The sequence below is a fragment of the Methanoculleus marisnigri JR1 genome, from assembly GCF_000015825.1.
GTDB lineage: Archaea > Halobacteriota > Methanomicrobia > Methanomicrobiales > Methanoculleaceae > Methanoculleus > Methanoculleus marisnigri.
The window spans coordinates 2,013,377-2,036,251 of the sequence record NC_009051.1; the positions used below are offsets into that span (position 1 = coordinate 2,013,377).

General features: G+C 63.0%; 21 protein-coding genes. 14 read left to right on the top strand and 7 right to left on the bottom strand.

Translation table 11 applies throughout. The features are described 5' to 3' along the window. Positions 1-265: 265 nt before the first annotated feature. A complete protein-coding gene (locus MEMAR_RS09990) occupies positions 266-700 on the top strand; it encodes an Hsp20/alpha crystallin family protein (RefSeq protein WP_011844857.1) in 435 nt (144 codons plus the stop codon). A 22-nt stretch (positions 701-722) separates the two neighbouring features. Here MEMAR_RS09990 and MEMAR_RS09995 read toward each other — a convergent pair whose 3' ends face one another. The 3 genes from MEMAR_RS09995 to MEMAR_RS10005 all read right to left on the bottom strand — a co-directional run bounded on the left by MEMAR_RS09995 (position 723) and on the right by MEMAR_RS10005 (position 4,356). Next, positions 723-2,051 (bottom strand): glycosyltransferase, encoded by a 1,329-nt coding sequence (locus tag MEMAR_RS09995; protein WP_011844858.1) that lies wholly within the window; start codon positions 2,049-2,051, stop codon positions 723-725. A 103-nt stretch (positions 2,052-2,154) separates the two neighbouring features. Then, positions 2,155-2,565 (bottom strand): response regulator, encoded by a 411-nt coding sequence (locus MEMAR_RS10000; RefSeq protein ID WP_011844859.1) that lies wholly within the window; start codon positions 2,563-2,565, stop codon positions 2,155-2,157. Positions 2,566-2,583: 18 nt separating this feature from the next. After that, the gene (locus MEMAR_RS10005; RefSeq protein WP_011844860.1) at positions 2,584-4,356 is read right to left on the bottom strand and encodes a PAS domain-containing sensor histidine kinase; all 1,773 of its coding nucleotides are present in this window, start codon (positions 4,354-4,356) and stop codon (positions 2,584-2,586) included. 239 nt (positions 4,357-4,595) lie between these two features. On the opposite strand from MEMAR_RS10005, the gene MEMAR_RS10010 reads away from it, so the two are divergent. Beyond that, entirely contained in the window at positions 4,596-5,276 is a 681-nt protein-coding gene (locus MEMAR_RS10010) for a 2,5-diamino-6-(ribosylamino)-4(3H)-pyrimidinone 5'-phosphate reductase (protein ID WP_011844861.1), read from the top strand. A gap of 114 nt (positions 5,277-5,390) precedes the next feature. On the opposite strand, the gene MEMAR_RS10015 is transcribed toward MEMAR_RS10010, so the two are convergent. Beyond that, on the bottom strand, positions 5,391-5,831 hold the full coding sequence (locus MEMAR_RS10015; RefSeq protein WP_245526591.1) for a hypothetical protein: 441 nt from the start codon (positions 5,829-5,831) through the stop codon (positions 5,391-5,393). A gap of 281 nt (positions 5,832-6,112) precedes the next feature. On the opposite strand from MEMAR_RS10015, the gene MEMAR_RS10020 reads away from it, so the two are divergent. The 10 genes from MEMAR_RS10020 (at position 6,113) to MEMAR_RS10065 (ending at position 17,165) form a co-directional block, all read left to right on the top strand. Continuing rightward, a complete protein-coding gene (locus MEMAR_RS10020; protein ID WP_011844863.1) occupies positions 6,113-7,702 on the top strand; it encodes an FMN-binding glutamate synthase family protein in 1,590 nt (529 codons plus the stop codon). A 161-nt stretch (positions 7,703-7,863) separates the two neighbouring features. Further along, entirely contained in the window at positions 7,864-8,997 is a 1,134-nt protein-coding gene (locus tag MEMAR_RS10025) for an NAD-dependent epimerase/dehydratase family protein (protein WP_011844864.1), read from the top strand. Positions 8,998-9,050: 53 nt separating this feature from the next. Further along, positions 9,051-9,797, top strand: a complete 747-nt coding sequence (locus tag MEMAR_RS10030; protein WP_011844865.1) for a hypothetical protein — start codon at positions 9,051-9,053, stop codon at positions 9,795-9,797. A gap of 457 nt (positions 9,798-10,254) precedes the next feature. After that, positions 10,255-11,913 carry a 2-oxoacid:acceptor oxidoreductase subunit alpha gene (locus tag MEMAR_RS10035; protein ID WP_011844866.1) on the top strand — a complete coding sequence of 553 codons (1,659 nt, stop codon included), beginning with the start codon at positions 10,255-10,257 and terminating at the stop codon, positions 11,911-11,913. After that, positions 11,910-12,794 (top strand): thiamine pyrophosphate-dependent enzyme, encoded by an 885-nt coding sequence (locus tag MEMAR_RS10040; RefSeq protein ID WP_011844867.1) that lies wholly within the window; start codon positions 11,910-11,912, stop codon positions 12,792-12,794. The genes MEMAR_RS10035 and MEMAR_RS10040 overlap by 4 nt, the downstream gene beginning before the upstream one ends. 44 nt (positions 12,795-12,838) lie before the next feature. Continuing rightward, the gene (locus tag MEMAR_RS10045; RefSeq protein WP_011844868.1) at positions 12,839-13,651 is read left to right on the top strand and encodes a glucose 1-dehydrogenase; all 813 of its coding nucleotides are present in this window, start codon (positions 12,839-12,841) and stop codon (positions 13,649-13,651) included. Positions 13,652-13,828: 177 nt separating this feature from the next. Then, entirely contained in the window at positions 13,829-15,343 is a 1,515-nt protein-coding gene (locus MEMAR_RS10050; protein ID WP_011844869.1) for an MFS transporter, read from the top strand. Positions 15,344-15,362: 19 nt separating this feature from the next. Further along, positions 15,363-16,118: a SagB/ThcOx family dehydrogenase gene (locus MEMAR_RS10055; RefSeq protein ID WP_245526592.1), complete on the top strand. Its 756-nt coding sequence runs from the start codon at positions 15,363-15,365 to the stop codon at positions 16,116-16,118. A gap of 244 nt (positions 16,119-16,362) precedes the next feature. Then, positions 16,363-16,515, top strand: coding sequence for a hypothetical protein (locus tag MEMAR_RS13175; RefSeq protein WP_187147919.1), 153 nt, complete (start codon positions 16,363-16,365; stop codon positions 16,513-16,515). Positions 16,516-16,550: 35 nt separating this feature from the next. After that, positions 16,551-17,165, top strand: a complete 615-nt coding sequence (locus MEMAR_RS10065) for a TMEM175 family protein (RefSeq protein ID WP_011844872.1) — start codon at positions 16,551-16,553, stop codon at positions 17,163-17,165. On the opposite strand, the gene MEMAR_RS12805 is transcribed toward MEMAR_RS10065, so the two are convergent. Further along, complete coding sequence (locus MEMAR_RS12805; protein ID WP_011844873.1) at positions 17,113-19,032, bottom strand: agmatine deiminase family protein; 1,920 nt, start codon at positions 19,030-19,032, stop codon at positions 17,113-17,115. The genes MEMAR_RS10065 and MEMAR_RS12805 overlap by 53 nt on opposite strands. Positions 19,033-19,124: 92 nt before the next feature. Here MEMAR_RS12805 and MEMAR_RS10075 point away from each other — a divergent pair, with 92 nt between their 5' ends. Next, entirely contained in the window at positions 19,125-19,682 is a 558-nt protein-coding gene (locus tag MEMAR_RS10075) for a manganese efflux pump MntP (protein ID WP_011844874.1), read from the top strand. Positions 19,683-19,685: 3 nt separating this feature from the next. Here MEMAR_RS10075 and MEMAR_RS10080 read toward each other — a convergent pair whose 3' ends face one another. After that, positions 19,686-20,606, bottom strand: coding sequence for a DUF362 domain-containing protein (locus MEMAR_RS10080; RefSeq protein WP_011844875.1), 921 nt, complete (start codon positions 20,604-20,606; stop codon positions 19,686-19,688). Between the two features lie 352 nt (positions 20,607-20,958). Between MEMAR_RS10080 and MEMAR_RS10085 the strand changes: the two genes are divergently transcribed. After that, positions 20,959-21,414 carry a hypothetical protein gene (locus MEMAR_RS10085; RefSeq protein WP_011844876.1) on the top strand — a complete coding sequence of 152 codons (456 nt, stop codon included), beginning with the start codon at positions 20,959-20,961 and terminating at the stop codon, positions 21,412-21,414. Here the strand turns inward: MEMAR_RS10085 and proS are convergent, their stop codons facing one another. Continuing rightward, positions 21,415-22,848: a proline--tRNA ligase gene (gene proS / locus MEMAR_RS10090; RefSeq protein ID WP_011844877.1), complete on the bottom strand. Its 1,434-nt coding sequence runs from the start codon at positions 22,846-22,848 to the stop codon at positions 21,415-21,417. Between the last annotated feature and the right edge of the window lie 27 nt (positions 22,849-22,875).

Consider the following 22,875-nt stretch of genomic DNA (forward strand, 5'->3'; position numbering starts at 1 on the left):
CTAACGGCCGGGACAAGCAGGCAGAAAAAACGCTCTCCGAGAGCGTATCGACAGCCGCCCAACGACGTCCGGGGGATTATCCGGCCCGGCACCGTCCCGGGCCGCCGGGAAGACCGCAACGTATACATCACCAGAGGCGCGGCTGCAGGAGGAGACCCCCGATGCGGGGCACCCGGGTACAAAATGTTAAGTATGCAGGCTCAAGAGGGAACGGCGGATGGCGACCGGTCATCCGACGGCAACCTGACTGCAGGAGGCAAGCACCATGACAGGGAGAGAAGACGACCCTTCCGGCCCCGGGCGGCGGCAGGATGAGGATCAGAGAGAAGACGACAGGAAGAGGGGCCGCGACTTCCCGGGCCTCACCGCAGACTTTCGGGTCGACATTCTCGATCACGGCGACGAAGTGATCGTCGTTGCGGAACTGCCCGGCGCGGAAGAGGACGAGATCCGGATCAACCTGCCAAACCCCCAGACCCTGCGAATAACGGCGAGGCGCGCCGGGCCGGTCGAGGAGGAGCCGGAGACCTACTACATCCACGAACGCGGAGACGCCACCCTGAGCCGGATGATACGCCTGCCCGCGAGCGTGACGGAAGAAGGCGCCGAAACCGGATTCAAGAACGGCGTCCTCGAAGTGCGCCTGAAGAAGATGAGGAAACCGTCCGGGCCCGGCGGCAAACAGATCCCCATCGGGTGACGGGGACCGGAGGGGGCACGCATCAGTCCCGGGCCGCACACCCGGCCATCCGGGTCGTCACCACCTGCGGGTGGTAACAGATGACGCTGTCCCTGGCGGTGATCCTGCCGTTGACCACCTGGTCGACGGCGGTGAGGTGATCCTGCACGCCCCGGGTGAGGAGATAGTACTCCCGCACGAACTCCTTGCCCCGTGCGCCCATCTCCACGGCCAACTCCGGGTTCCGGAGGAGATGGAGGATCCGGTCGGCGGTCTCCCGGATCGTCGAGACCAGGTAGCCGTTCCAGCCGTCGCGGATCTGGAGCGGTATGCCGCCGACACTCCCGGCGACCACGGGCTTCTCCTTCCAGAGCCCTTCGGTCACCGTCAGCCCGAATCCCTCTTTGATGGACTTCTGGACGATCACGTCCGACGCCCGCTGGAGCGCGTTGATCTCGCGGTGACTGTCCGGTGGGAGATCGAGGATATGGATCTCGGGATCGTCCTCGGCCGTCTCGCGGACCTCACGCAGGACGATGAAACACTCCGGGTCGTCGCACGCCCGCCCGCCGACGAGGACGAGCTGGCAGGGCATCTTCTGGCGGACCTTTTTGAACGCCTGGATGACGCCGACCGGGTCTTTGAAGACGTCGTACCGGGAGACCTGGGTGACGATCGGCTTTTCCGGGTCGATGCCGTATTTCGCGAGGGTTGCATCGATCTCGGATAAGGGGAGGTCGCGGTTCTTCTCGGACAAGGGATCGATGAACGGCGGGATGATGAAACTCGGCACGTTCCAGAGGGGAAGATACTGGAAACTGGAGAATACCCCGGCGTGATACTTTTCGACCAGCCTTCGTAAGATGTTGCCGATGCTCCCGACGGTCGCGGTGGGTACCGTCTCCAGCTGGACGTGACACCGCCAGAGCAGCCTCTTTCGCTCGAGTTCCCGGTTCGTCAGGAATTCGACGAGGCCGAGCGGCTGGGGATCGTGGATGGTCACGACATCGGAATCATCCTCGATCAACCCTTCGTTCTGCCGCTGGGCCTCCCAGTAGGTCTCGATCATCGCCGGTGAGAAACCGCCCCCCCGGCCCTGGAGGAAGTTGTGGAGCGTCTTTGTCACGTCGAAGAACGCCGGTTCGGCTTCCATGACGCTCCAGGTCGTCTCGAGGCCGAGCGCGTTGAGAAACGGAACGTACGAGATCAGGATCTCCGAGACGCCGCCGCCGTAGCGGGTCGAGTTGATCTCCTGGAGCCTGACGCCGGAGAGACGCCCGGCAAGTTCCTCGATCGCTGAAAACTGTTTTGTACCCACGATTCGCTGGTATTCCCTGAGGGAGGGATACCCGGGGAGATCCGTAACGATCATGAGAGGAACACTACCCGGCAATACGCACCCAACCGATAAAATGCCTTTCGGTGGGAGATGCGCAAACCCGGGAAGATGCCGCGGGGATGCGTGCTAACAGAGGTTACTCGCTTTTGATCTCGAGGGTACGGCGAGCGTCGTCGTCCGTGCGAGAAGAGGCGTCCCGGGGGAGAGCCCTCTCCAGGGCAGCCTTCAACTCGGCAAGAGAGATGGGCTTTTCCAGGACACCGACGATGTCGTCCGCGTATCTCGAATACTCTTCCGGCCAGACATGTTTTGCGGTGAAGAGCAAGACCGGGATATCCTTGTATTCGTCATTCCGTTTTAGTTCTTCCAGGAACTGCCATCCGTCTATGGGAGACATCATCACGTCGAGAATGATGAGCGCGGGCTTCTCTTTCTTGATTGCCCGCAACGCATCCCATCCGTTGTGAACCAGGAGCGGTTCGCGGTTGATCTTCTTGAGCAGCAGTTCCATTACTTCCAGCGTCGGCAGGTCATCGTCAACGACCATAATCTTGTTTCCCAAAACTCATACCTCCCTTGGTATCCTGATGGTGAAGGTGCTCCCTTCGCCCACCTCACTCGTCACCGTTATATCCCCTCCATGCAGCAGGACATACTTGTTTGCGATCGAGAGCCCAAGGCCGGTGCTGCCGCCCCTGTGATCCGGTTTTGCGTCTCCGATGTAGAACGGCTCAAAGATCGATTCGATAATATCCTCGGGGATACCGATGCCATTATCACGCACCATAATATAATGGTTCTCATTTGATCTCGTATACCGGATCCATACATCCTCTGGCGGTTCATTATACTTAACGGCATTCGATACCAGTCCTGCCACCGCCATGGAAAGCCTGTCGGGATCTCCCAGGATATGGACATTATCGGGTATTTCGTTATAAATCTGGACACTTTGTTCGTATTCGCCTTCCGAGACGACGGCGTCGACGAGGTCGCGGAGCGGGATGTCCCGAACGGTCAGGTCGACGTAGTCCATCGTAAGCAGACTGAGCTCGACCACCCTCTCCACCACCGCCTGCTCCTGATCGGCGCACCCAAGGCAGGTCTTGAGGGTCTCTTCCGTCTTCTTCGTGAGGCCGTAATAACCGGGATCTTCGACGATCATCTGGAGATAACCGACGAGCGGCTGCAACGGGGTGCGTAATTCGTGGGAAAGCCTGGTGATGAGCCCTTTCCACTGTTCAACCTCCCAGGAGAGCTGCCTGCACGCAAGCCTCTGCCGCCGCACCTCGGTGGTGTCCCGCGCCGACCCCACGATGCCGGTGAACGCGCCGTCCACCCCGTTATACGGGGCGATTGTAACGGAAAAGGTGTGCCGGGCGCCTGCTATTTCCAGGTCGAGGTCATAACAGGCGTTCTTCTGCTCCTCGATCGCCTTCCGGATCCGCTCCATGTTCTGCGCGGCAAGGTCGGCGGGCAGGAGGGCGTCCACGCCCTTCCCGACGATCTCTTCGGGAGAAATCCCATACTCGGGCGCACGAACCCAGGAGAAGTGCAGGATGCAGCCCGCGGCATCCTGCATGAAGAAGATATCGTTTGTCTGCCGGATGAGTTCCATCAGCCGCCCGTTCGACCGGATGAGTTCGTTGTTCTCGCCGAGAAGCCTGCCGGTGTCCACAACCGTGCATTCGAAGAGGTTCTCGGAGCGAAGGAGCCTGCAGGAGAGAAGAACCCTCCGTGCATCGCCGTTGTGCGCATAAAACGTCATCTCCACGTTTCCGACGTAGCCTTCCCGCTTCATCTCCTCGATGAACCGGGCCTTGCCGGAATCGTCCGCCCAGAACGCCTCTGCCGGGATACCGATGAGTTCCCGGGGTGCGTAACCGAGCATATCCGCACACTTTCTGCTGGCGCAGACAACACGGAGAGTTTCAGGGTCGCAGAGGAACCTTGCATCCCGGGTATCCTCGACGATCCGCCTGCACCGGGAGGCAGCCAGGTGAGCAGCCTGCGAAAAGAGAGTTGTGGCCCCGAAGACCCAGAAGAAGATCATCGTGTGCAGCCCCGTCATCACGGGGTCGATGGCAAAGCCGAGTGCCGACAGGTGCGCCCGGACGATCACAAACCCGGCAACAAGGAGCGCTGTCGCCCGGAATGCCTGCCGGGGGAACCAGAGAGCGGAAAGGAGTATCGGGATGCAGTAAATGAGGGGGCAGAAGAGCTGAGCGTTCATCGGTGCAGCCGCCGTGAGCATGAGCGACACCGCCGAGAACGATACCACCACAATCATCTTGACGATATCCGTCCCGGTAAAAACGTCCTGTCGAAAACAACTCATGGGGCTCCGGTTCAGGCGCATAGACAATAGAGAGAATATCCCAGGAAATGTATATAAGCAATTCGGATTCATCCGGCCGGTAAACAATAATGTTTCTGAAAAACAAGTGCAATTATTTGAGATTTTGGGGCGGGACTCGAATATTATTCAACCCATGAAGAGGGGCGGCAGGAGTTTCTGCGGGCTCGGTACTTCCCGAAAAGAGAGCATATATGAAGATCGGCGTGTAACCCTAGATTATGCGCCCGTTTGTCTTCGTCAACATCGCCATGAGTGCTGACGGGAAGATCTCGACGAGAGAGCGGCGACAGGTGAGGATCTCGGGTAACGAGGATTACTTGCGGGTCGATCGGATCAAAGCGGAGAGCGATGCCATCATGGTCGGCATCGGCACGGTGCTCGCCGACAACCCTTCCCTCACCGTCAAGTCCCCGGAACTCCGGGCCGAAAGAAGGGCGGCCGGAAAGGATGAGAACCCCATCCGCATCGTGGTGGACGGCAGAGGAAGGACACCTCCGGACGCGGACATCCTCCACAAGGGAAGCGGGAAGCGTATCGTCGCGGTTTCGAAGAAAGCGCCCAAAAAAGCCGTGGAGGCCCTCCGGGAGCAGGCCGCCGTCGTCGTCGGCGGCGAAGAGACCGTCGACCTTCGCGGCCTGCTCGAAGAACTGCACCGGCAGGGCGTCCGACGCCTGATGGTCGAGGGGGGCGGGACGCTGATCTGGACACTCTTTGAGCAGGGGCTCGTCGACGAACTCCAGGCGTTCGTCGGAAACATCGTCATCGGCGGGAAAGAGGCTCCCACACCGACCGACGGCGCCGGTTTTCTCCGGGAGGAAGATTTTCCACGGTTACGGATCATCGAGGCCGTCCGGTTCGACGACGGCCTGCTCGTGCGGTGGGAAGTGGAGAGAACGTGAGGCGGGAAAGACTCCGCTCGATAATCATTTTTTCAACAATAGAGAAACGGAACCCGACCGCCTGCCCAGGCGAAGACACCCCCGGCCTGCCGATCGAAAAAAAGGTTGTTTGGATCAGGGGACTTCCACGATCTGGTCCCTGATCTTGAAGGTGCCTCCTGTGACGAAGGATACGGTTATCTCAACCCGGTTCTCGCCTTTCGCGTGCTGAATGATGAACTCGTCGCCTTTTACGGGCTGCATCTTTTCGGTGAGGACTTCCCCGGTCGACTTGGTCACGCGTACGTCGATATTCGTCACGTAATCCTGTCCTTTACCGCCGTTGAAGGTGATGGTGAGGTCGTGCGTGAACCGGGAGGGGTATCCAGGCTCGATCCCGAACTCAACCTCCTTGCCCGGCGGCGCCGTCTGCGTCGGGCCGGGGGTGAGGGAGACCGCGGTCGTCGTGGGCTCAGGCGTCTCCCCGATCGTCGCCGTCTCTCTCGGGGTGGTGGGGTCGGCGGGGTCGCCCGAGCCGGTGCAGGCAGCGGAGAGCGAAAATGCGAGCAGAAGCACAATCAGAGCTGATAGCAACCTGAAGTTCATAAAGGATTCATGCACATCAAGGTATTTCACCCTTTCGTCATGCTCGCGGCGTGCTGAGGATACAAGGGTATAAATAACCCACGGTGCTGCCGGCCCGGCGGCGCGACCCGGGGAAACCGCATCGGACCGAAGAGAAACGGAACAGAGGACAACGAGATTTCAATTGGGTTTTGGAACAGGAGGCTTGTAGATCAGAAAGATTTATATTTGTTGGAAGGAACCTTCTATCCACATTTGAGAAGGTGCAACCGATGAATCTGCGAAGACCAAACGCTAACGATGCGACGGGAACGACAAACCGCTCCCGGGACGTCGTTCCGATGTCCGGCATCTGCAGCCGGTGCGTCGACGGGTGCAAAGGATCCTGCGAGATCTGGCTCTCGTCGTTCCGCGGCAGAGAAGTGCTCTACCCCGGCCCGTTCGGTGAGATCACGGCCGGGGCGGATAAAGACTATCCAATCGACTACTCGCACCTGAACATCCAGGGCTACGCCCGGGGCGCAAAAGGAATGGCGGAAGGTGTCGAGGCCAATCCCGACACCGCCGTCTTCCAGGACGTCGATACCCGGACCGAATACGGCTGGGAGATCAAGGTGCCGATGCGGGTTCCGATCTTCACCGGAGCGCTCGGGTCGACCGAGATCGCCCGGGCGAACTGGGAGCACTTCGCCATAGGAGCGGCAATATCCGGCATCACGCTCGTCTGCGGAGAGAACGTCTGCGGCGTCGACCCGGAACTGGTGCTCGACCACAACGGCAAGGTCACCAGATCGCCCGAGATGGATCGCCGGATCGAGTCCTACCGGGCGTTCAAAGACAGGTACGGCGAGCTCCTGGTGCAGCTGAACGTGGAGGACACAAGGCTCGGAACCGCGGAGTACGTCTCCTCGAAGCACAACCTGGAGACAATCGAACTGAAGTGGGGCCAGGGGGCAAAGTGCATCGGCGGCGAGATCAAGGTCGGCAGCCTCGACCGGGCGAACCAGCTCAAAGACCGCGGGTACATCGTCCTCCCCGACCCGGGGGTTCACGAGGTGCGGGCGGCCTTCCAGGACGGCGCCATTAAAGAGTTCGAGCGGCACTCCCGCCTCGGCTTCGTCACCCGGGAAGATTTCCTCGAGGAGGTCGACCGGCTTCGCGACATCGGATTCAAGCGGGTCACCCTCAAGACCGGCGCCTACTCGGCCGTCGAACTCGCGATGGCACTCCGCTACGGAGCCGAGGCGAAGATCGACCTCCTCACCATCGATGGTGCGCCCGGCGGTACGGGGATGAGCCCCTGGCCGATGATGAACGAGTGGGGCATTCCGACCTTCTACATCGAGTCGCTTGCCTACCAGTTCGCCGAGAGGCTCCGGCAGCGGGGCATCCGGGTCCCGGACATCGCCATAGCCGGCGGGTTCGCGGACGAGGCCAATGTCTTCAAGGGGATCGCCATGGGAAGCCCCTACGTCAAGGCGGTCTGCATGGGCCGCGCTCTGATGATCCCCGGCATGGTCGGGAAGAACATCGCAAAGTGGCTTGAGACCGGCGAGATCCCCAGGACCATCTCGAAGTACGGCAGCAGCGTCGAGGAGATCTTCGTCTGCTACGAGGAACTCAAAGAGAGATACCCCGGCCGGATAGGCGAGATCCCGCTCGGAGCAATCGGGATCTACACCTACGCCCAGAAGTTCAGAACGGGGCTCCAGCAGATCATGGCCGGAAGTCGGAACTTCAGCCTCAAGACAGTCGGCCGGAGCGATCTCATGGCCCTGACCGAGGAGGCAGAAGCGGTCTCGGGCATCCCGTACGTGATGCGGGCTTACCGCGACGCTGCCGAGGCGATCCTCGACTCGTAAGACGGAGCAGAGACGAACAACCTCCCCCGCTGGCCGCACACCACCGGGGGAGGACAACAACCTCGGAAGATACAAATACCCCAAATAAATAATTTTTATTAATATTTTGCATCCACGATAATATTTAATGCAAAGAGTGCATCAGGAATGCCTGATACACCATGCATACGGATACCAGTCCGACCATTCTCATCACCGGGGGAGCGGGGTTCATCGGGTCGCACCTCGCAACGGAACTTTTGCAGCACGGCTATCAGGTTCGCATCCTCGATAACCTGATACCACGGGTGCACGGCCCGGAGCGGCGGCGACCCGACTACCTCGACCGGCGAGCGGAGGTCATCGTCGGGGATATCCGGGACACGCACCGGATGAAGGAGGCCCTCGATGGAGCCGACGCCGTCATCCATCTGGCGGCGGTCGTCGGGGAGCGGTCGAGCATGTACCGGCTCGAAAAGTACATGAGCGTCAACACCGCCGGGACCGCCGTTCTCCTCGAGGCGCTGCTCGATCAGCCGGTCGAACGGCTCATCGTCGCCTCGAGCAGCGCCGTCTACGGGGAAGGCCTGTACTGCTCGTACAACGGCACCGTCTACCCGAAGATCCAACGGACTCCGGGAGAGGCGGCAAGGGGCGGCTGGGAGCCCCGGAGCCCGGACGGGGAGGTGATCTACCCCCTCCCGACCCCGGAGACGAAGGAGGCGTCGCCGCTCTCGGTCTACGCCATCTCCAAGCACGACCAGGAAGAGATGTGCAGGCTGATCGGGGAGGTATACGGCATTCCGACGACTATTCTCCGGCTTTTTCCCGTCTACGGCCCTCATCAGGGGCATTTAAACCCGTATTCCGGCATGCTGACCGAGTACGCGTCCCGCCTGCTCCAGGATCTCCCCGTACTCCTCTTCGAAGACGGTTACCAGCAGCGTGATTTCGTGAGCGTCTACGACGCGGTGCGCGCTTTCCGTCTGGCCCTCGAGTCGCCCGGTGCTGCCGGAGGGACGTTTAACATCGCAAGCGGCCGTCCCTGTACGTTTAGAACCGTCGCCGGCCTTCTTGCGGCGATAACCGGGCGGCAGCACCTCGCCCCGGAGATCACGGGAACCAGCCGGACCGGAGATATCCGCCACTGCTTTGCAGATATCGGCCGTGCACGGGAGGTTCTCGGCTACGAGCCGGAGGTCACCCTCGAGGCGGGCCTGCTCGACCTGGTCGCCTGGGTCGAGGCCGAGATCGCGGGGCGGCGGAAGGTTCCTGTGCCCGTCAGGGCGTTCGGATCGTCACGCCTGCGGGTCTGAGGGGCACCCGGTCCCCAACCTTTATTTCTCCGCCGGAAGTACGTGATCGTATCATGCGCATCAGCCTCAGGACCTGGGAAGTACGGCTCGGGATCGTCCTCGTTGCTTCGTCGGTCGCCATCTACGGCGTGAAACACCTTCTGCTCGGCGACGCCGAGAACACCTACCAGTACATCTTCAACGCTCTCGGGTTCCTCCCGGTAAACGTCCTCCTGGTCACCCTCATCTTAAACCAGCTCCTGAGCGTCCGGGCAAAGCGCGACCGGCTGGACAAACTGAACATGGTCATCGGCACGTTCTTCTCGGAGGTCGGCACCGAACTCCTCGCCATCCTCTCGGACCGCGACCCGAACCTCCCGGAGATCCGGCACGACCTCGTCGTGACGAACGCCTGGACACCGGAGAACTTCTCCGAGGTGCGCAGCCGTCTCCGGCACCACACCTGCCGGGTCACCGTCGGTGCCGCAGACCTGCAGGAACTCTGCCGGTACCTCAAAGAGCAGCGGGGGTTCCTCCTCCGTCTGCTCGAGAACCCCGTCCTCATGGAGCACGAATCGTTCACCGACCTTCTCCGGGCGGTCTTCCACCTGACCGAGGAACTCGAACGGCGGGGGGACTTCACCGGGCTCCCGGCAAGCGACGTCGAACACCTCGCAGGGGACGTCGAACGGGTGTACGGCCGGCTCATCGGGGAATGGCTCGCCTACATGGAGTACCTCCAGAGGAACTACCCCTACCTCTTCTCGCTTGCGATGCGGAGCAACCCCTTCGACGAGACGGCGTCGCCGGTGGTACAGTAAGAGAACGGGGGCAGGGAGGAGGGCGAACGTGAGCACCACGCCCGCAAGTCGAAAACGCTTCGCGTTTTCTCCTGCTCCGGCCCTTCGTAATTCCCGCAAGTCGAAAACGCTTCGCGTTTTCTCCTGCTCCGGCCCTTCGTAATTCCCGCAAGTCGAAAACGCTTCGCGTTTTCTCCTGCTCCGGCCCTTCGTAATTCCCGCAAGTCGAAAACGCTTCGCGTTTTCTCCTGCTCCGGCCCTTCGTAATTCCCGCAAGTCGAAAACGCTTCGCGTTTTCTCCTGCTCCGGCCCTTCGTAATTCCCGCAAGTCGAAAACGCTTCGCGTTTTCTCCTGCTCCGGCCCTTCGTAATTCCCGCAAGTCGAAAACGCTTCGCGTTTTCTCCTGCTCCGGCCCTTCGGCCCGTCGCATGCCACAACCTATATACCGCCACGCAATCTACGCCACGCCCGATCACCATGGCCGAATACTCCGTACTGATCGGCGGGAAGGCCGGGGAGGGGATCAACACGGCGGGCCTCTCCATCGCCGGCCTCTTCTCCCACCTCGGCTACCGCACCTACATGTACTTCGACTACCCCTCGCTCATCCGCGGCGGGCACAACTTCGCGATCGTCAGGGCCGCGGACAGAGCGATCGGGGCGCACCGCACCCGGGTCGACGTCCTCCTCGCCTTCGACCAGAACAGCATCGAGAACCACCGCCAGAGGATCCACGACGGCACCACGGTCGTCTATGACGCCTCGCAGGTGGTGAGGGGCGAGGGCTACGGCCTCCCGCTTGATGCGATCGTCAAGGAGGAGAAGGCCCCCCCGATCACCAAAAATTCAGCGATGCTCGGGGCGCTTGCCCGGGTGGCGGGCATCGGCCGGGAGGTGCTCGAGGACGTCCTCCGCGCAACCGTCCCTGAAAAGCACCTGGAGGCGAACCTCCGGGTCGCCGGCCGGGGCTACAACGCCGTGGGGGGAGTTTTCACCGTCGAGCCCCTCGATGCCCCGGCGCTCCCGGTCCTGACCGGAAACGAAGTCGCAGGGCTCGGGCTCGTCCACGGCGGGCTGGACTCCTACGTGGCCTACCCGATGACCCCGTCGTCGAGCCTCCTCCACTTCCTCGCCAACCGCGCCGAAGACCTCGCGATCAGGGTCATTCACCCCGAAAACGAGATCGGCGTCATCCTGATGGCGCTCGGGCTCGCCTACGCGGGCGAAAAGACGGCGGTCGGCACCTCGGGCGGCGGATTCTGCCTGATGACCGAAGGCCTCTCGCTTGCCGGGATGTCGGAGATCCCCGTGACGATCGTGATGGGCCAGCGGCCCGGTCCGAGCACCGGCATACCGACCTACACCTCCCAGACCGACCTCCACTTCGTCCTGAACGCAGGCCAGGGGGAGTTCCCCCGGCTCGTCGTCGCCCCGGGCGACCTCGAGGAGACCTACGCCTGGTCGTCGGCAGCCCTGATGCTCTCCTGGCGATACCAGGTTCCCGCGATCGTCCTGACCGACAAGACGCTCGCCGAAGGGGCGTATTCCTTCGACATCGGGGCGATCATCCCGCCCCCGGATCGCGAACCGGTGCTCTGGGACGGCGCAGGAGAGTACCGCCGCTACGTCCAAACTGAGGACGGGGTATCGCCGCTCGCCTTCCCGGGGAGGGAGGGGGCAATCGTCAAGGCGAGCAGCTACGCCCACGACGAGGCCGGGTTCACGACGGAAGATCCGACCGAAGCAAGGGAACTGCAGGAGAAGTTGCTCAGGAAAGGCGAGAGCCTCAAGGAGGAACTTGCCACCTACCCGGCGGTGATGACCTACGGCGCACGGGACGCCGGGATGACGATCGCCTGCTGGGGGTCGCAGAAGTGGGCCTGCATCGAGGCCGCCGAAGAGTTCGGGGCGCGGGTCGTCCAGCCGCTCGTGCTTTCGCCGTTCCCCGCCCGCCAGTGGAAGGAAGCGATGATCGGGGCGGGGAAGGTTGCCTGCGTCGAGAACAACGCCACCGGGCAACTTGCCCGCCTCCTCCGGCAGCACGGCTTCGATCAGGGCCGCCCGGTCCTGAAGTACGACGGGCGGCCGTTCGCGGTCGATGAACTGGAAGCCCGCCTTGCGGAGGTCTTCGCATGACCCCGGATCAGCCTCCCGGCCGGCCGGCGGGCGGGCTCATCAGCCCGGCAGAGAACACCTGGTGCCCCGGGTGCGGCAACTTCTCGATCCAGCATATGATGAAGTCGGCCGTCGCCGAGCTCTCGGAAGAGGAGGGGATACCCCTTGAGAACTTCGTCCTCCTCGGCGGGATCGGGTGCCACGGAAAACTGGTCGATTACCTGAACGTCAACAGTTTCTACGGCATCCACGGCCGCTCAGTCCCGGCGGCCACCGGGATACGCCTAGGAAATCCGGACTTAAAGGTGATCTGCCACGTCGGGGACGGGGACATCTACGCCGAGGGGCTGGATCATCTCATCTTCGCGGCCAAACGGAACAGCGACATCACGGTCATCGTCCACGACAACCGGGTCTACGGGCTGACGACGGGGCAGTACACCCCGACGTCGCCCGAAGGGTTTCGCGGCCGCTCCACCCCCGGCGGCATCACGGAGCACCCCTTAAACCCGCTCGAAGTCATGCTCGCCACCGGGGCCACGCATATCGCGCGGGGCTACACGAAGAAGGTCCGGCACCTAAAAGACCTCTTCAAGGAGGCGATCATGCACCGGGGGTTCTCGTTCGTCGACGTCCTCCAGATCTGCGCGACCTACTTCAACCTGACCGACTACTACAACGAACACGCCTACGAGATAGAGGCAGGCGAAGTCGAGACCGGCCGGTACGAGAGCGCTCTAGGAAAGATCCGGGAGTGGGACTACGACCGGGATGCTCCGATCCCGCTCGGGACGTTCTACTCGGTCGAGAAGCCGATCTATGAGGAGAAGTTCCGGGCGCTCGCTGCGGGGAGAGCAGAGAGGCGGGCGCTCGTCCGGAAGGTCGTCGGGGAGTGGCGGTGAAACCCCGCCGGGACCTTCATAAACCACCCGGAAGGTGAGGCGATATGAAACGGCTGGAAGGAAAGAACGTCCTCGTCACCGGCGGCTCGACCGGGATCGGCCGGGCAACGGCGATCCGGTTCGCGGACGAGGGCGCAAACGTTGCCATAAACTACCACTCGAGCGAGACGGAGGCGGAGATCACGCTTGAGGAGACCAAAAATGCCTGCAGCATCATCCGCGAGAAAGGGTGCCGGGAGATGCTGGTCCAGGGGGACATCGCGAGCGAAGAGGACGTGAGGCGCATATTCCGGGAGGTCCTCACGGCGTGGGGAAGGCTCGATATCCTGGTCAACAACGCGGGCATCCAGACTGCGAGCCCGACCCACGAGACGGCTATGGATGCCTACGACCGGGTTCTCGCGGTGAACCTCCGGGGCGCGTCCCTCTGCTCCCGGGAGGCGGTTCGGCACTTCCTCGAACGCGGGGGCGGGGGCGTCATCCTCAACAACACCTCGGTTCACGAGACCATCCCGAAACCGCAGTACGCCCCCTACGCCGCGAGCAAAGCGGGACTCGGGGCTCTTTCGCGGACGCTCGCACTCGAGTATGCCGGGCAGGGCATCCGGGTCAACACGGTCGCCCCCGGAGCAATCAATTCCCCGATCAACCGGGAGTGGACGGACGACCCCGGGAAGAAGGCGGACGTGGAAGGCCATATCCCGATGGGGCGCGCCGGCGAACCCGAAGAGATCGCCGCGGCCTTCGCCTTCCTCGCCTCCGACGAGGCCGCCTACATCACCGGGCAGACCATCTACGTGGACGGTGGGCTGACGCTCTATCCCGACTTCAGGATGCCGTGGTCGTCGGGAAGTTGAGGGGCGGCAGGCCCCCACAACGGGCATACCCGCCGTGCCGCTGCCGGAAAGCCATGCAATTCATTCAAGCAGATTAATATAATTCTATTTTTATACAATTAGGCTCGGAAAATCGCCCGCCGCAGGATCTGCTACGGCGGTCCCGGCACCGGGCGATCCATCGAGGTGAACGGTGTCGTGAACATACGAAGAGGACGCAGGCGACGCACGGTCTTCGAGGCAAAAGAGAGCCTGACGGACGAAGAGGTCGCCCACGGCTTGAGACTCGTCGTCCGGGACGGGCTTGCCACCCAGGCGATGGTGACGCTGACCGGCGGCATCTTCCTCGTAGCCTTCGCCCTGCAGCTCGGGGCGTCCAACACCGTCATCGGTCTGCTCGCCGCAATCCCGCCGCTCGCAGAACTCCTGCAGATACCCGCCATCTACATCGTCGACCGCATCAGGATAAGGCGGCTCGTGGTCGTGGCGGCATCGTTCGCCGCACGCCTCTGCTGGATACCCATCATCCTGATACCCTTCTTCCTCTCGCCGGGGCAGGGAATACTCGCGCTCATCGCCTCGATTGCCCTTTACGCATCGTTCTCGGCGATATCACACTGCGGCTGGAACTCCTGGATGCGCGACCTGATACCGCAGGACCGGCTCGGGGACTTCTTCTCCCGCCGGCTGACCCTCTCTACGGGGATCGCGCTCGTCATCAGCCTCGTCGCCGGGTTCTTCATCGACTCGTGGGAGATCGCCTTCCCCGACCTCGCTGCCTACGGCTACTCCGTCCTCTTTCTTCTCGGGCTCATCGCCGGGCTCGTCGGGATCACGTTCCTCGCCCGCACCCCCGAGCCCCAGATGATCGTCGAAAACGGTGAAGACGGCCTGTTTGCCGCGATCAAGAAACCTTTTGCGGACCTCAACTTCAAGAACCTCATCGTCTTCCTCGGGTCGTGGAACTTCGCCGTCAACCTCGCGTCGCCGTTCTTCACGGTCTATATGCTGCAGAGGATCGGCCTCGACATCTCGATCGTCGTCGCCCTCAGCGTCCTCAGCCAGGTCATGAACATCGTCTTCTACCGATCGTGGGGCCGCGTCTCCGACCGCTACTCCAACAAGTCGGTGCTTGCGGTGAGCGGGCCGCTCTTTATGCTCGCGATCTTCGCCTGGATGTTCGTCACGCTCCCGAACGTCTACATCCTGACCTACCCGCTGCTCATCGTCATCCATATCCTGATGGGGATCTCGCTCGCGGGGGTCTCGCTCGCTTCGGGAAACATCGGCCTGAAGATGGCGCCGCAGGGCCAGGCGACCAGTTACCTTGCGGCGAGCACCTTCGCAAACTCGGTCGCGGCAGGAGTCGCCCCGATCCTCGGCGGGCTTTTCGTGGACTTCTTTGCCGAGCGGGAACTGATCTGGACTCTTATCTGGAAGGATCCGGTGCAGGAACTCGTCTTCGTCACCCTCGACATCCAGCAGTGGGAGTTCTTCTTCCTCTTCGCCTTCATCCTCGGGCTCTACTCCCTCCACCGCCTGACGGTGGTGCAGGAGGAGGGGGAGGCGAAGGAGCAGGAGGTCGTCGACGAGCTCATCGCGGGGGTCAGGCGGGATATGCGCAACTTCTCCTCCGCCGGCGGCCTCCGGGACTTCGTGAAGTTCCCCTTCTCGTCCGCCGGGAACCGCCGCGGGAAGAAGAAGAAGCGGTAGGGGGTGCTCCGATACCATCATGAACCCGGAGAGGAAGTCCGGTGTCATGAACCGGAGGTACTCTTTCTTTGTCCTCGCCATCGCCGCAACGCTCGCGGCGGTGCTCGCCGTCGGCTGCGCCGGCATCCCCCCGGCACCGGACGGCAACAGCACGTCGAAACCGCCGGAAGACTCGATTGCTCTCCCGGAGCCGCGCGAGAAGGGGGACGTCTCCGTCGAGGAGGCGCTGTGGGGGCGGCGGTCGGTCAGGGTCTACGCCGACGTGCCGCTCGAACTCGACGACGCCGGGCAGATCCTCTGGGCGGCGCAGGGGATCACGGACGACCGGGGCTACCGGACCGCTCCCTCCGCCGGGGGTCTCTATCCGCTGGAGGTCTACCTCGTCGCGGGCAGCGTCATGGACCTCGAGGCGGGGGTCTACCATTACCGGCCGGGAGAACACCTGCTCGTCCGGATCGGCGCAGGCGACCGGCGGGCCGCGCTGCAGGCGGCGGCCGTCAACCAGACGCCCGTCGGCGACGCCCCGGCAACCATCGTCATCACGGCTGTACCGGAGCGGACGACCGCAAAATACGGCGAACGCGGTATGTGCTACGTGTACATGGAGGCCGGGCACGCCGCGGAGAACGTCTACCTCCAGGCGGAGGCGCTCGATCGTGCCACCGTCGTTATCGGGGCGTTCGATGAGGAGGGAGTCCGGGAGATCCTCGCGCTCCCGGAGAACACGACACCGCTCTACCTCATGCCGGTAGGACGGCCTGTTCCGGGTGCTTGAGGCGCGATCGCACGCGAAGCGCGACTGGCCGAAGGGCAGGAGCGTGAGCACCGGTAGGAACGACGTTCCTAGAGGAACGGAGTTCGAGCACCGAAGGTGCGAGGTGCGAAGAACGCAAAGGGGTGTGACTGTCCAATAATGGACTTCGCGTGAGGTTGGCCATGCAAAGATAACGATCACAATGTGGAGCCGCGAAGGGGTCCAGGGGACGCTTGAAGTCACGGGCCGCCTACAGGGTAGCCCGATGGATGTTCTCGAAACCATCATGACCCGGCGGAGCGTGCGGGAGTACATCGCCGCGGGGTTTGACCGTCGGCTACCCGGCCGTCCGTCCCCCGGGGCCGCTACCGCGAGGACAGGGTTCACCGCAACGGCCGGCAGGGGCGGACGACCGTAACGGTTAAGCCTCCCGCTCCATCAGGAGAATCCGCTATGGGACAGCCGGAGAGAGTACAGGGAAAGGAAACATTCCCAAAGGCCAGAATGGAAGCCCTGACCGACGGCATCTTCGGGTTCGCCATGACACTCCTTACCGTCGGCCTCATCATCCCCGACTCGTCGCCGTACGAGAACGTCGCGGCGATGCTTATCTCGCTGATCCCCGACATTCTCCATTACGCTCTCGCGTTCTTCGTCCTCGCCTCGTTCTGGTTCAGCCACCATATGCAGGCAACTCATCTCCGGTTCATCGACCGCCGGTACCTCGCCATGAATACCACCGCGCTCCTCTTCGTCACGCTGGTCCCCATCTCCACACTGCTCGTCGGGGATTTCCCCGAGGACATCCTCGCGGCGATCACCTTCGAGGCAAACCTCCTCATCACCGGCCTCCTCTTTGCGGCGCAATTGTGGTATGCCGCGGGGAGCGGCCGCCTCATCAGCCCGGGCTCCCACGTAGTCCAGGGAAAGCGGCGGGCGATGGTGGTCCCCATCGTCTCGCTGCTTGCAATCGCGATCGCCGCCACTGGCATCACCTGGAGCACCGCAACGTATCTTATTGTCCCGGTCGTGCTCCGGATTCTCCCGACGACGGCTGCTGCTGACTGATGCAGTGAATCGCACCGAAACCCGCGACCATCGCCGTGCAGTCGATCCCGACGACCTCCCGGTCGGGGAAGGCCTGCTGGATCCTTGCCATGGCAATCCCGTCGTTCGGGTGCTTAAAAACCGGCACCAGCACGACGGTGTTTCCTATGTAGAAGTTCGCGTAACTTGCCGGCAGCCTCTCCGCGCCGCCGACTCTCCCCGGCATCGGGAGGGGGATGACCGTTAAGGGGTTGCCGTCCTGGTCGGTCGAGGAGAGGAGGAACTCGTAGTTCTCCTGCAGGGCAGCGTAGTTCTCATCGTCCTCATTCTCCTCGAGCGCGCAGAGAACAGTCCGCTCGTCCACGAACCGGGCGATATCGTCGACGTGGCCGTCGGTGTCGTCGCCAGCGATCCCCTGCTTCAACCAGATGACGTGGCCGGCGCCGAGGTAAGCCTCCAGGTAGGCCTCGATCTCCTCCCGGGAGAGGTGCGGGTTCCGGTTGGGGTTCAAGAGGCACGCCTCCGTCGTGATCACCGTGCCGCACCCGTTCACCTCGACCGAACCCCCCTCGAGGACGAAACCGGGGGTGAAGATGGGGATCTCCATCTCGCGGTTCATGGCGAGCGGGATCCGGGTATCCTCCATAAGTTCCGTGTACTTCTCCCCCCAGGCGTTGAACGTCCAGTTCACCATCGCGAGGTTCCCGGCCTTTCTGTCGACCAGAAACGTCGGCCCGTAGTCCCGGAACCAGACGTCGGCGTAATCGGCGAGATGGAACCTGATTCCAGCCGTATCGACGCCCTCCTCTTCGAGCATCGCCTTCACCCGGATATGCATCTTCTCGTCGGTGACGAGCAGGTTGACGGTCTCCGACCCCCGGAGCGCCGCGATGATCTCGACGTAGATCCCCTCCACCGCCGCAAGGTCGGGAAACGTCTCGCGGTCGTGGGGCCAGGAGAGCCAGACGGCATCGTGCGGCTCCCACTCCGCCGGCATACGGTAGCCGGATACCGCAGGGGTTCGGCCCGCCGGGAGCCTCCGGGCGAGCGCCCCGTAGGTCTCCGGCCGCCGGTTCCGGAAGAATCCCCACCCCTCCCGGACGGCCTCGTTTCCCGCGAGGTCGACCTCGACGATGAGGATTTCCTCACCGGTCTCGCTCGCCCGGGCGAGGACGTTCCCGAACGCATCGGCGACAAACGAACTCCCGAAGAACCGGAGATCCCCCTCGTCACCCACACGGTTGACGGCGGCGACGTGGACGCTGTTTGCGATCGCGTGGCCGCGCTGCACCGTCTCCCACGCCTCGCGCCAGTCGCCCTCGGGCGGCTCTTCGCCCGCGATCCTGCCAATGGCGGTCGGGTAGAAGATGAACTCCGCGCCCATGAGCGCAACCGCCCTCGCGGCTTCCGGGAACCACTGGTCGTAGCAGATGAGCACGGCGATCCGGCCGTACCGGGTATCGTAGACCCGGTAGCGGTCCCCGGGCAGAAAATAGATCTTCTCGTAGAAGAGCGGATCGTAGGGGACGTGCACCTTCCGGTAGGCAGGGAGCAGCCGTCCATCGGCGTCGATCACCACGGCGGTGTTGTAGTGCTCGCCGGATATAGTCCGCTCGTAGACCGGAACGACGATCACGACACCGTGCTCCCGGGCAAGCGCCGAGAACGCTTCGGTCGACGGCCCGGGGATCGTCTCGGCGTAGCGGGAAGCATCCGTATCCTCGTACTGCGGGAAGTAGGGGGCCCGGTAGAGTTCCTGCAGGCAGAGAATCCGCGCACCTTTCGCGATCGCCGCTTTCGCCATACCGAGGGTGCGTTCCAGGTTGCGGCCGGGATCCTCGCTCACCGCCGTCTGGATGAGGCCGATCGTTTGCGTGCTCATCTCCATCATCTCTCCGTATCGGTAGGACGCTCCAGCGTTTTATAACAACCGCCGGGCCATAGCGTTATCCGGCACCGCGTCGGAACTTTACGGAAGCAATGGATCTCGTGACGACTCTCCTCATCGCCGTCGGGCTTGCGATGGATGCGTTCGCGGTCTCGATCAGCGGAGGCGCCACCCTGCGGGAGGAGCGGCTCCGGTGGGCCGTCATTGCCGGAGCGCTCTTCGGCGGGTTCCAGGCGGGGATGCCGGTGCTCGGGTGGCTCGGGGGGATGGGGCTCGCCTCGTTCGTCGGGACTTATGGCCCCTGGATCGCCTTCCTGCTGCTTGCCCTGATCGGCGGGAAGATGATCGCCGAGGCGGTGCGGGGGGACGGCGAGAGCGTCCGGTTCGAGAACGGTGCGACCGTCCTCCTTCTCCTCGCCGTCGCGACGAGTATCGACGCCCTTGCCGTCGGCGTCTCGTTTGCTGTTCTCGATACCGCTATCGCTCTGCCCGCAATCACGATCGGGGTCGTCACCTTCGCCTTCTCCGCCGCCGGCGTCCTCCTCGGGAGCGCGTTCGGCCATATCATGGGGCGAAAGGCCTGTATCGTCGGCGGTATAATCCTTGTGGGGATCGGTCTACGGATCCTCCTCGAACACCTCTTCTTCTAAGCCTCAGGCGGCCTCGTCCAGGATCCGCCGCATATCGAGGACGAGGTTTTTGCTCTCGGAGTCGAGCGCGACGAGCCGGAGATCCCCGGCCGACGTAACGCCGATCCCGAGTTCCACAGCCCTGGCAATGGTATCCATTGCAAATATCCGGCCCCGCATCACCTCCGGCGTCGAACCGTAGTGCCGGAGAAGCGCGATACCGGCGGCGTCAAGGGCGACCCGGTCGGTGCTCGCGAGGATGACGTTCGGGGCGATACGGTTGCCCCGCTCGGGCCCTCCGGTCGAGAACCCCTCCGTCGCGTCCATTATGGCGACGTCGCAGGGGAAGAACCGGTTGATCTCGGCGACCATCCTCCTCTGGTGCGGCGAAGAGTGCAGCTCCGCCATGTAGTTGTAGCCGTTCCCCGGGTTCCTCGCCGCCACCGCCCCGACTGTGTTCTTCAGGGAGAGGGAGACGTGGCCGCCGAACCGGTGCGTCTTCAGACAGCAGGTCTGGACCACCGCATCGGCCTCCCGGAAGAGCCGGGCGACCAGGAACCCGCGCTCCCAGTGGAGTCCGTCCGGCGGGATCGCCTCCCACCCCGCCGGGGGAACCGAATCGAGCACCGTCACCTCCGCACCCACCCGGGCCGCGACATCGGCGGCGCCCCGGTTCTTCAGCACCAGAGCGGTCTCTCCCATTCCGCTCCGCTCGCCGAGCGCGATCGACCGGGCACCGGCGTCCCGGACCCGTGCGAGAATCGCCTCCAGCATATCGGGATGCGTCGTCGCGGGAAACGGGTCGTCGCTGTTGAAGTTCGCCTTGATCGCAACGGCCTTCCCGTCGAGGGAGGGGAGGCCAATCTCGCGCCAGAGCGCCTCGACGGCATGGTGACGATCGGATGCATCAATGACGTAAACTTCGGATGCCGCTGGGGATGCCATGCGCGCAGAGTACCACGGCAACCTATAAAAAGTCTATGCCGACAGCCCTGATCGTGATAACACGACCAATGTGAAGGTATTCGTGTTTGCAGGGGAGGGGGATCGCGGCCGGGACGGCCGCCGGATCCCGCGGGGATGAGCACGGGGGACCGGCGGCGGTGGGTCCCGACGCCGTGGGCGACCGGATCCCTCGGCCCCATTCGACACGTATAAGAGCACCCCAAGCGCAATACGTAGTAAACCTCACGACAATCGTAGAGATCGCGCATCTCGCGTGGAATGCTTCCGGAAGGCACGAAGCCCCCGCGCCCGGTGTCCCTGGAAGAGTTAGAGGTATGAGGCCAGTATAATCATGACTTCCAGAATGCATACCCCCCACACTACCTGTCCCAGCTGCCATGAAGAGGTCTACCTGGACGAACTCGTGGGCGGGCGCTGCCCCCTCTGCGGGTATTCCCTCGACGAAGACGATGGAACGTGCAGCGAATACGAGGAGACCATAGAGCGCTCCGACCTTGGGTGGATGATCTTCCAATTTTACGTCTTCAAACGGTTCTGCAGCGAGGGAGCAAATCCGCTCCAGGTCATGCAGATCCTCTCCCGGTACGAGGAGCTCACCCAGTGCAATCCCGCCGACGCGGAGAAGATGCAGTTCACTCTGGAAGTTCCGATGAGCCGCTGGGAACGGCTGCTCCCGAAGAGATGCGAAAAGTGCGGAAGAATATTCTTCCTGGGCGGAAAAGCCGTGATCTCGGGAGACCTCGCGTCCCCCGAACACGTAAAATCGTATACCTGCCCGTCCTGCTGATCAGTAGGTCCGGGCAACCAGGGCGGACGTGCCTTCGCCGCCGCAGGCGACGCACGGCCCGTCCGAGACGGCGATCAGGTCCGAGCGGATGTCGGAGCCGATGATGCTCGCATCCACCGCCGCCTCAATCTTTTCTGCGCACTCCTGTGATCCGCACCAGTGAACGACCGCAACCCCGCTCTTCACCGCCTCGGCGGTCTCCTCGAGCGTCTCGGCGGCGGTTATCCGGGCGGCCATCGCCTGCCGCGCCGCCTGCGAGAGATCCTCCCCGAACTCTGCAAGGACGGAGGTGATCCCCTCGACAACGCCCCGGCGGTCGAGCGTGGTCTTTTTGCCCGTGCGGGCGACGGCGACGACCGTGTTCGCGTCGATATCCCGCGGCCCGACCTCGACCCGCAGCGGGACGCCGCGCATCTCCCAGTGGTAGTACTTCGCGCCCGGGCGCATATCCCGGGCATCGAGTTTCACGGCGAACCCGGCGCCGCGGAGCTCCGCTTCAAGCGCCGCGGCCGACGCGAGCACCTCGTCGCGCCGTTTCCCGACGATGATCGGCACGATGACGACCTCAAGCGGCGCAACCTCCGGCGGCAGCACGAGCCCCTTGTCGTCGCCGTGGACGCTGACGACGGCCGCAATCGACCGTTCGGAGATGCCGTAGCAAGTCTGGTAGGCGTACTGCTGCTCGCCGTTCGCGTCCTCGTAGGTGATGGCGTAGGTGCGGGAGAAGTGGTCGCCGAGCATGTGCACCGTCCCTATCTGGAGCGTTTTGCCGTCGGGCATGATGGTATCGGCCGCGATGGTGTAGTCGGCGCCGGGGAACTTGTCCCAGGCCGGGCGGCGGGAGAGGATCACCGGGACGCGGAGGGTGTCGTAGAACTCCCGGTAGAGGGCGATCGCGGTCTCGACCTGCGCCGCCGCCTCCTCCCGCGTCGCGTGCACGGTATGCGCCTCCTTAAACGACGTGATCTCCCGGAGGCGGATGAGCGGGCGGGTGTGCTTCGTCTCGTAGCGGAACGTATTGACGACCTGATAGAGTCTCAGGGGCAGATCCGTGTGCGACCGGATCCAGAGGGCATACATCGGGTAGATGGCGGTCTCGCTCGTCGGCCGGAGAGCGAGCGGCACGTCAAGCTCGTTCCTGCCCCCGTGAGTGACCCAGTAGACCTCGTCCTCGAAGCCCTTGATGTGCTCGGCCTCCTTCATGAACTCGGTCTTCGGGATGAGGAGCGGAAACATCGTCTCAGCGTGATCGCGGTCCATCAGGTCCCGGAGTACCCCGTATGCACGCTTCCGGATGCCGAACCCGTGGGGATACCAGACGTACAGCCCCTTGACCGGGTAACGGACGTCCATGATCTCGGCTCGCCAGAGAATATCGTTGTACCACTCGGAAAAATTCTCTTTCCGGGGAAGTGCTCCTGTATCTTCTTCCATCCGTCTCGTACCTCAAAAACTGTCGAT

What these genes read in the sequence shown, in the direction of transcription:
- proS (WP_011844877.1), bottom strand. Translation starts at nt 22,848, where the DNA reads ATGGAAGAAGATACAGGAGCACTTCCCCGGAAAGAGAATTTTTCCGAG.
- MEMAR_RS10065 (WP_011844872.1), top strand. Translation starts at nt 16,551, where the DNA reads ATGGGACAGCCGGAGAGAGTACAGGGAAAGGAAACATTCCCAAAGGCC.
- MEMAR_RS10075 (WP_011844874.1), top strand. Translation starts at nt 19,125, where the DNA reads ATGGATCTCGTGACGACTCTCCTCATCGCCGTCGGGCTTGCGATGGAT.
- MEMAR_RS10000 (WP_011844859.1), bottom strand. Translation starts at nt 2,565, where the DNA reads ATGGTCGTTGACGATGACCTGCCGACGCTGGAAGTAATGGAACTGCTG.
- MEMAR_RS10010 (WP_011844861.1), top strand. Translation starts at nt 4,596, where the DNA reads ATGCGCCCGTTTGTCTTCGTCAACATCGCCATGAGTGCTGACGGGAAG.
- MEMAR_RS10005 (WP_011844860.1), bottom strand. Translation starts at nt 4,356, where the DNA reads ATGAGTTGTTTTCGACAGGACGTTTTTACCGGGACGGATATCGTCAAG.
- MEMAR_RS10020 (WP_011844863.1), top strand. Translation starts at nt 6,113, where the DNA reads ATGAATCTGCGAAGACCAAACGCTAACGATGCGACGGGAACGACAAAC.
- MEMAR_RS13175 (WP_187147919.1), top strand. Translation starts at nt 16,363, where the DNA reads ATGGATGTTCTCGAAACCATCATGACCCGGCGGAGCGTGCGGGAGTAC.
- MEMAR_RS12805 (WP_011844873.1), bottom strand. Translation starts at nt 19,032, where the DNA reads ATGGAGATGAGCACGCAAACGATCGGCCTCATCCAGACGGCGGTGAGC.
- MEMAR_RS10030 (WP_011844865.1), top strand. Translation starts at nt 9,051, where the DNA reads ATGCGCATCAGCCTCAGGACCTGGGAAGTACGGCTCGGGATCGTCCTC.
- MEMAR_RS09995 (WP_011844858.1), bottom strand. Translation starts at nt 2,051, where the DNA reads ATGATCGTTACGGATCTCCCCGGGTATCCCTCCCTCAGGGAATACCAG.
- MEMAR_RS10045 (WP_011844868.1), top strand. Translation starts at nt 12,839, where the DNA reads ATGAAACGGCTGGAAGGAAAGAACGTCCTCGTCACCGGCGGCTCGACC.
- MEMAR_RS10035 (WP_011844866.1), top strand. Translation starts at nt 10,255, where the DNA reads ATGGCCGAATACTCCGTACTGATCGGCGGGAAGGCCGGGGAGGGGATC.
- MEMAR_RS09990 (WP_011844857.1), top strand. Translation starts at nt 266, where the DNA reads ATGACAGGGAGAGAAGACGACCCTTCCGGCCCCGGGCGGCGGCAGGAT.
- MEMAR_RS10085 (WP_011844876.1), top strand. Translation starts at nt 20,959, where the DNA reads ATGACTTCCAGAATGCATACCCCCCACACTACCTGTCCCAGCTGCCAT.
- MEMAR_RS10025 (WP_011844864.1), top strand. Translation starts at nt 7,864, where the DNA reads ATGCATACGGATACCAGTCCGACCATTCTCATCACCGGGGGAGCGGGG.
- MEMAR_RS10080 (WP_011844875.1), bottom strand. Translation starts at nt 20,606, where the DNA reads ATGGCATCCCCAGCGGCATCCGAAGTTTACGTCATTGATGCATCCGAT.
- MEMAR_RS10055 (WP_245526592.1), top strand. Translation starts at nt 15,363, where the DNA reads ATGAACCCGGAGAGGAAGTCCGGTGTCATGAACCGGAGGTACTCTTTC.
- MEMAR_RS10040 (WP_011844867.1), top strand. Translation starts at nt 11,910, where the DNA reads ATGACCCCGGATCAGCCTCCCGGCCGGCCGGCGGGCGGGCTCATCAGC.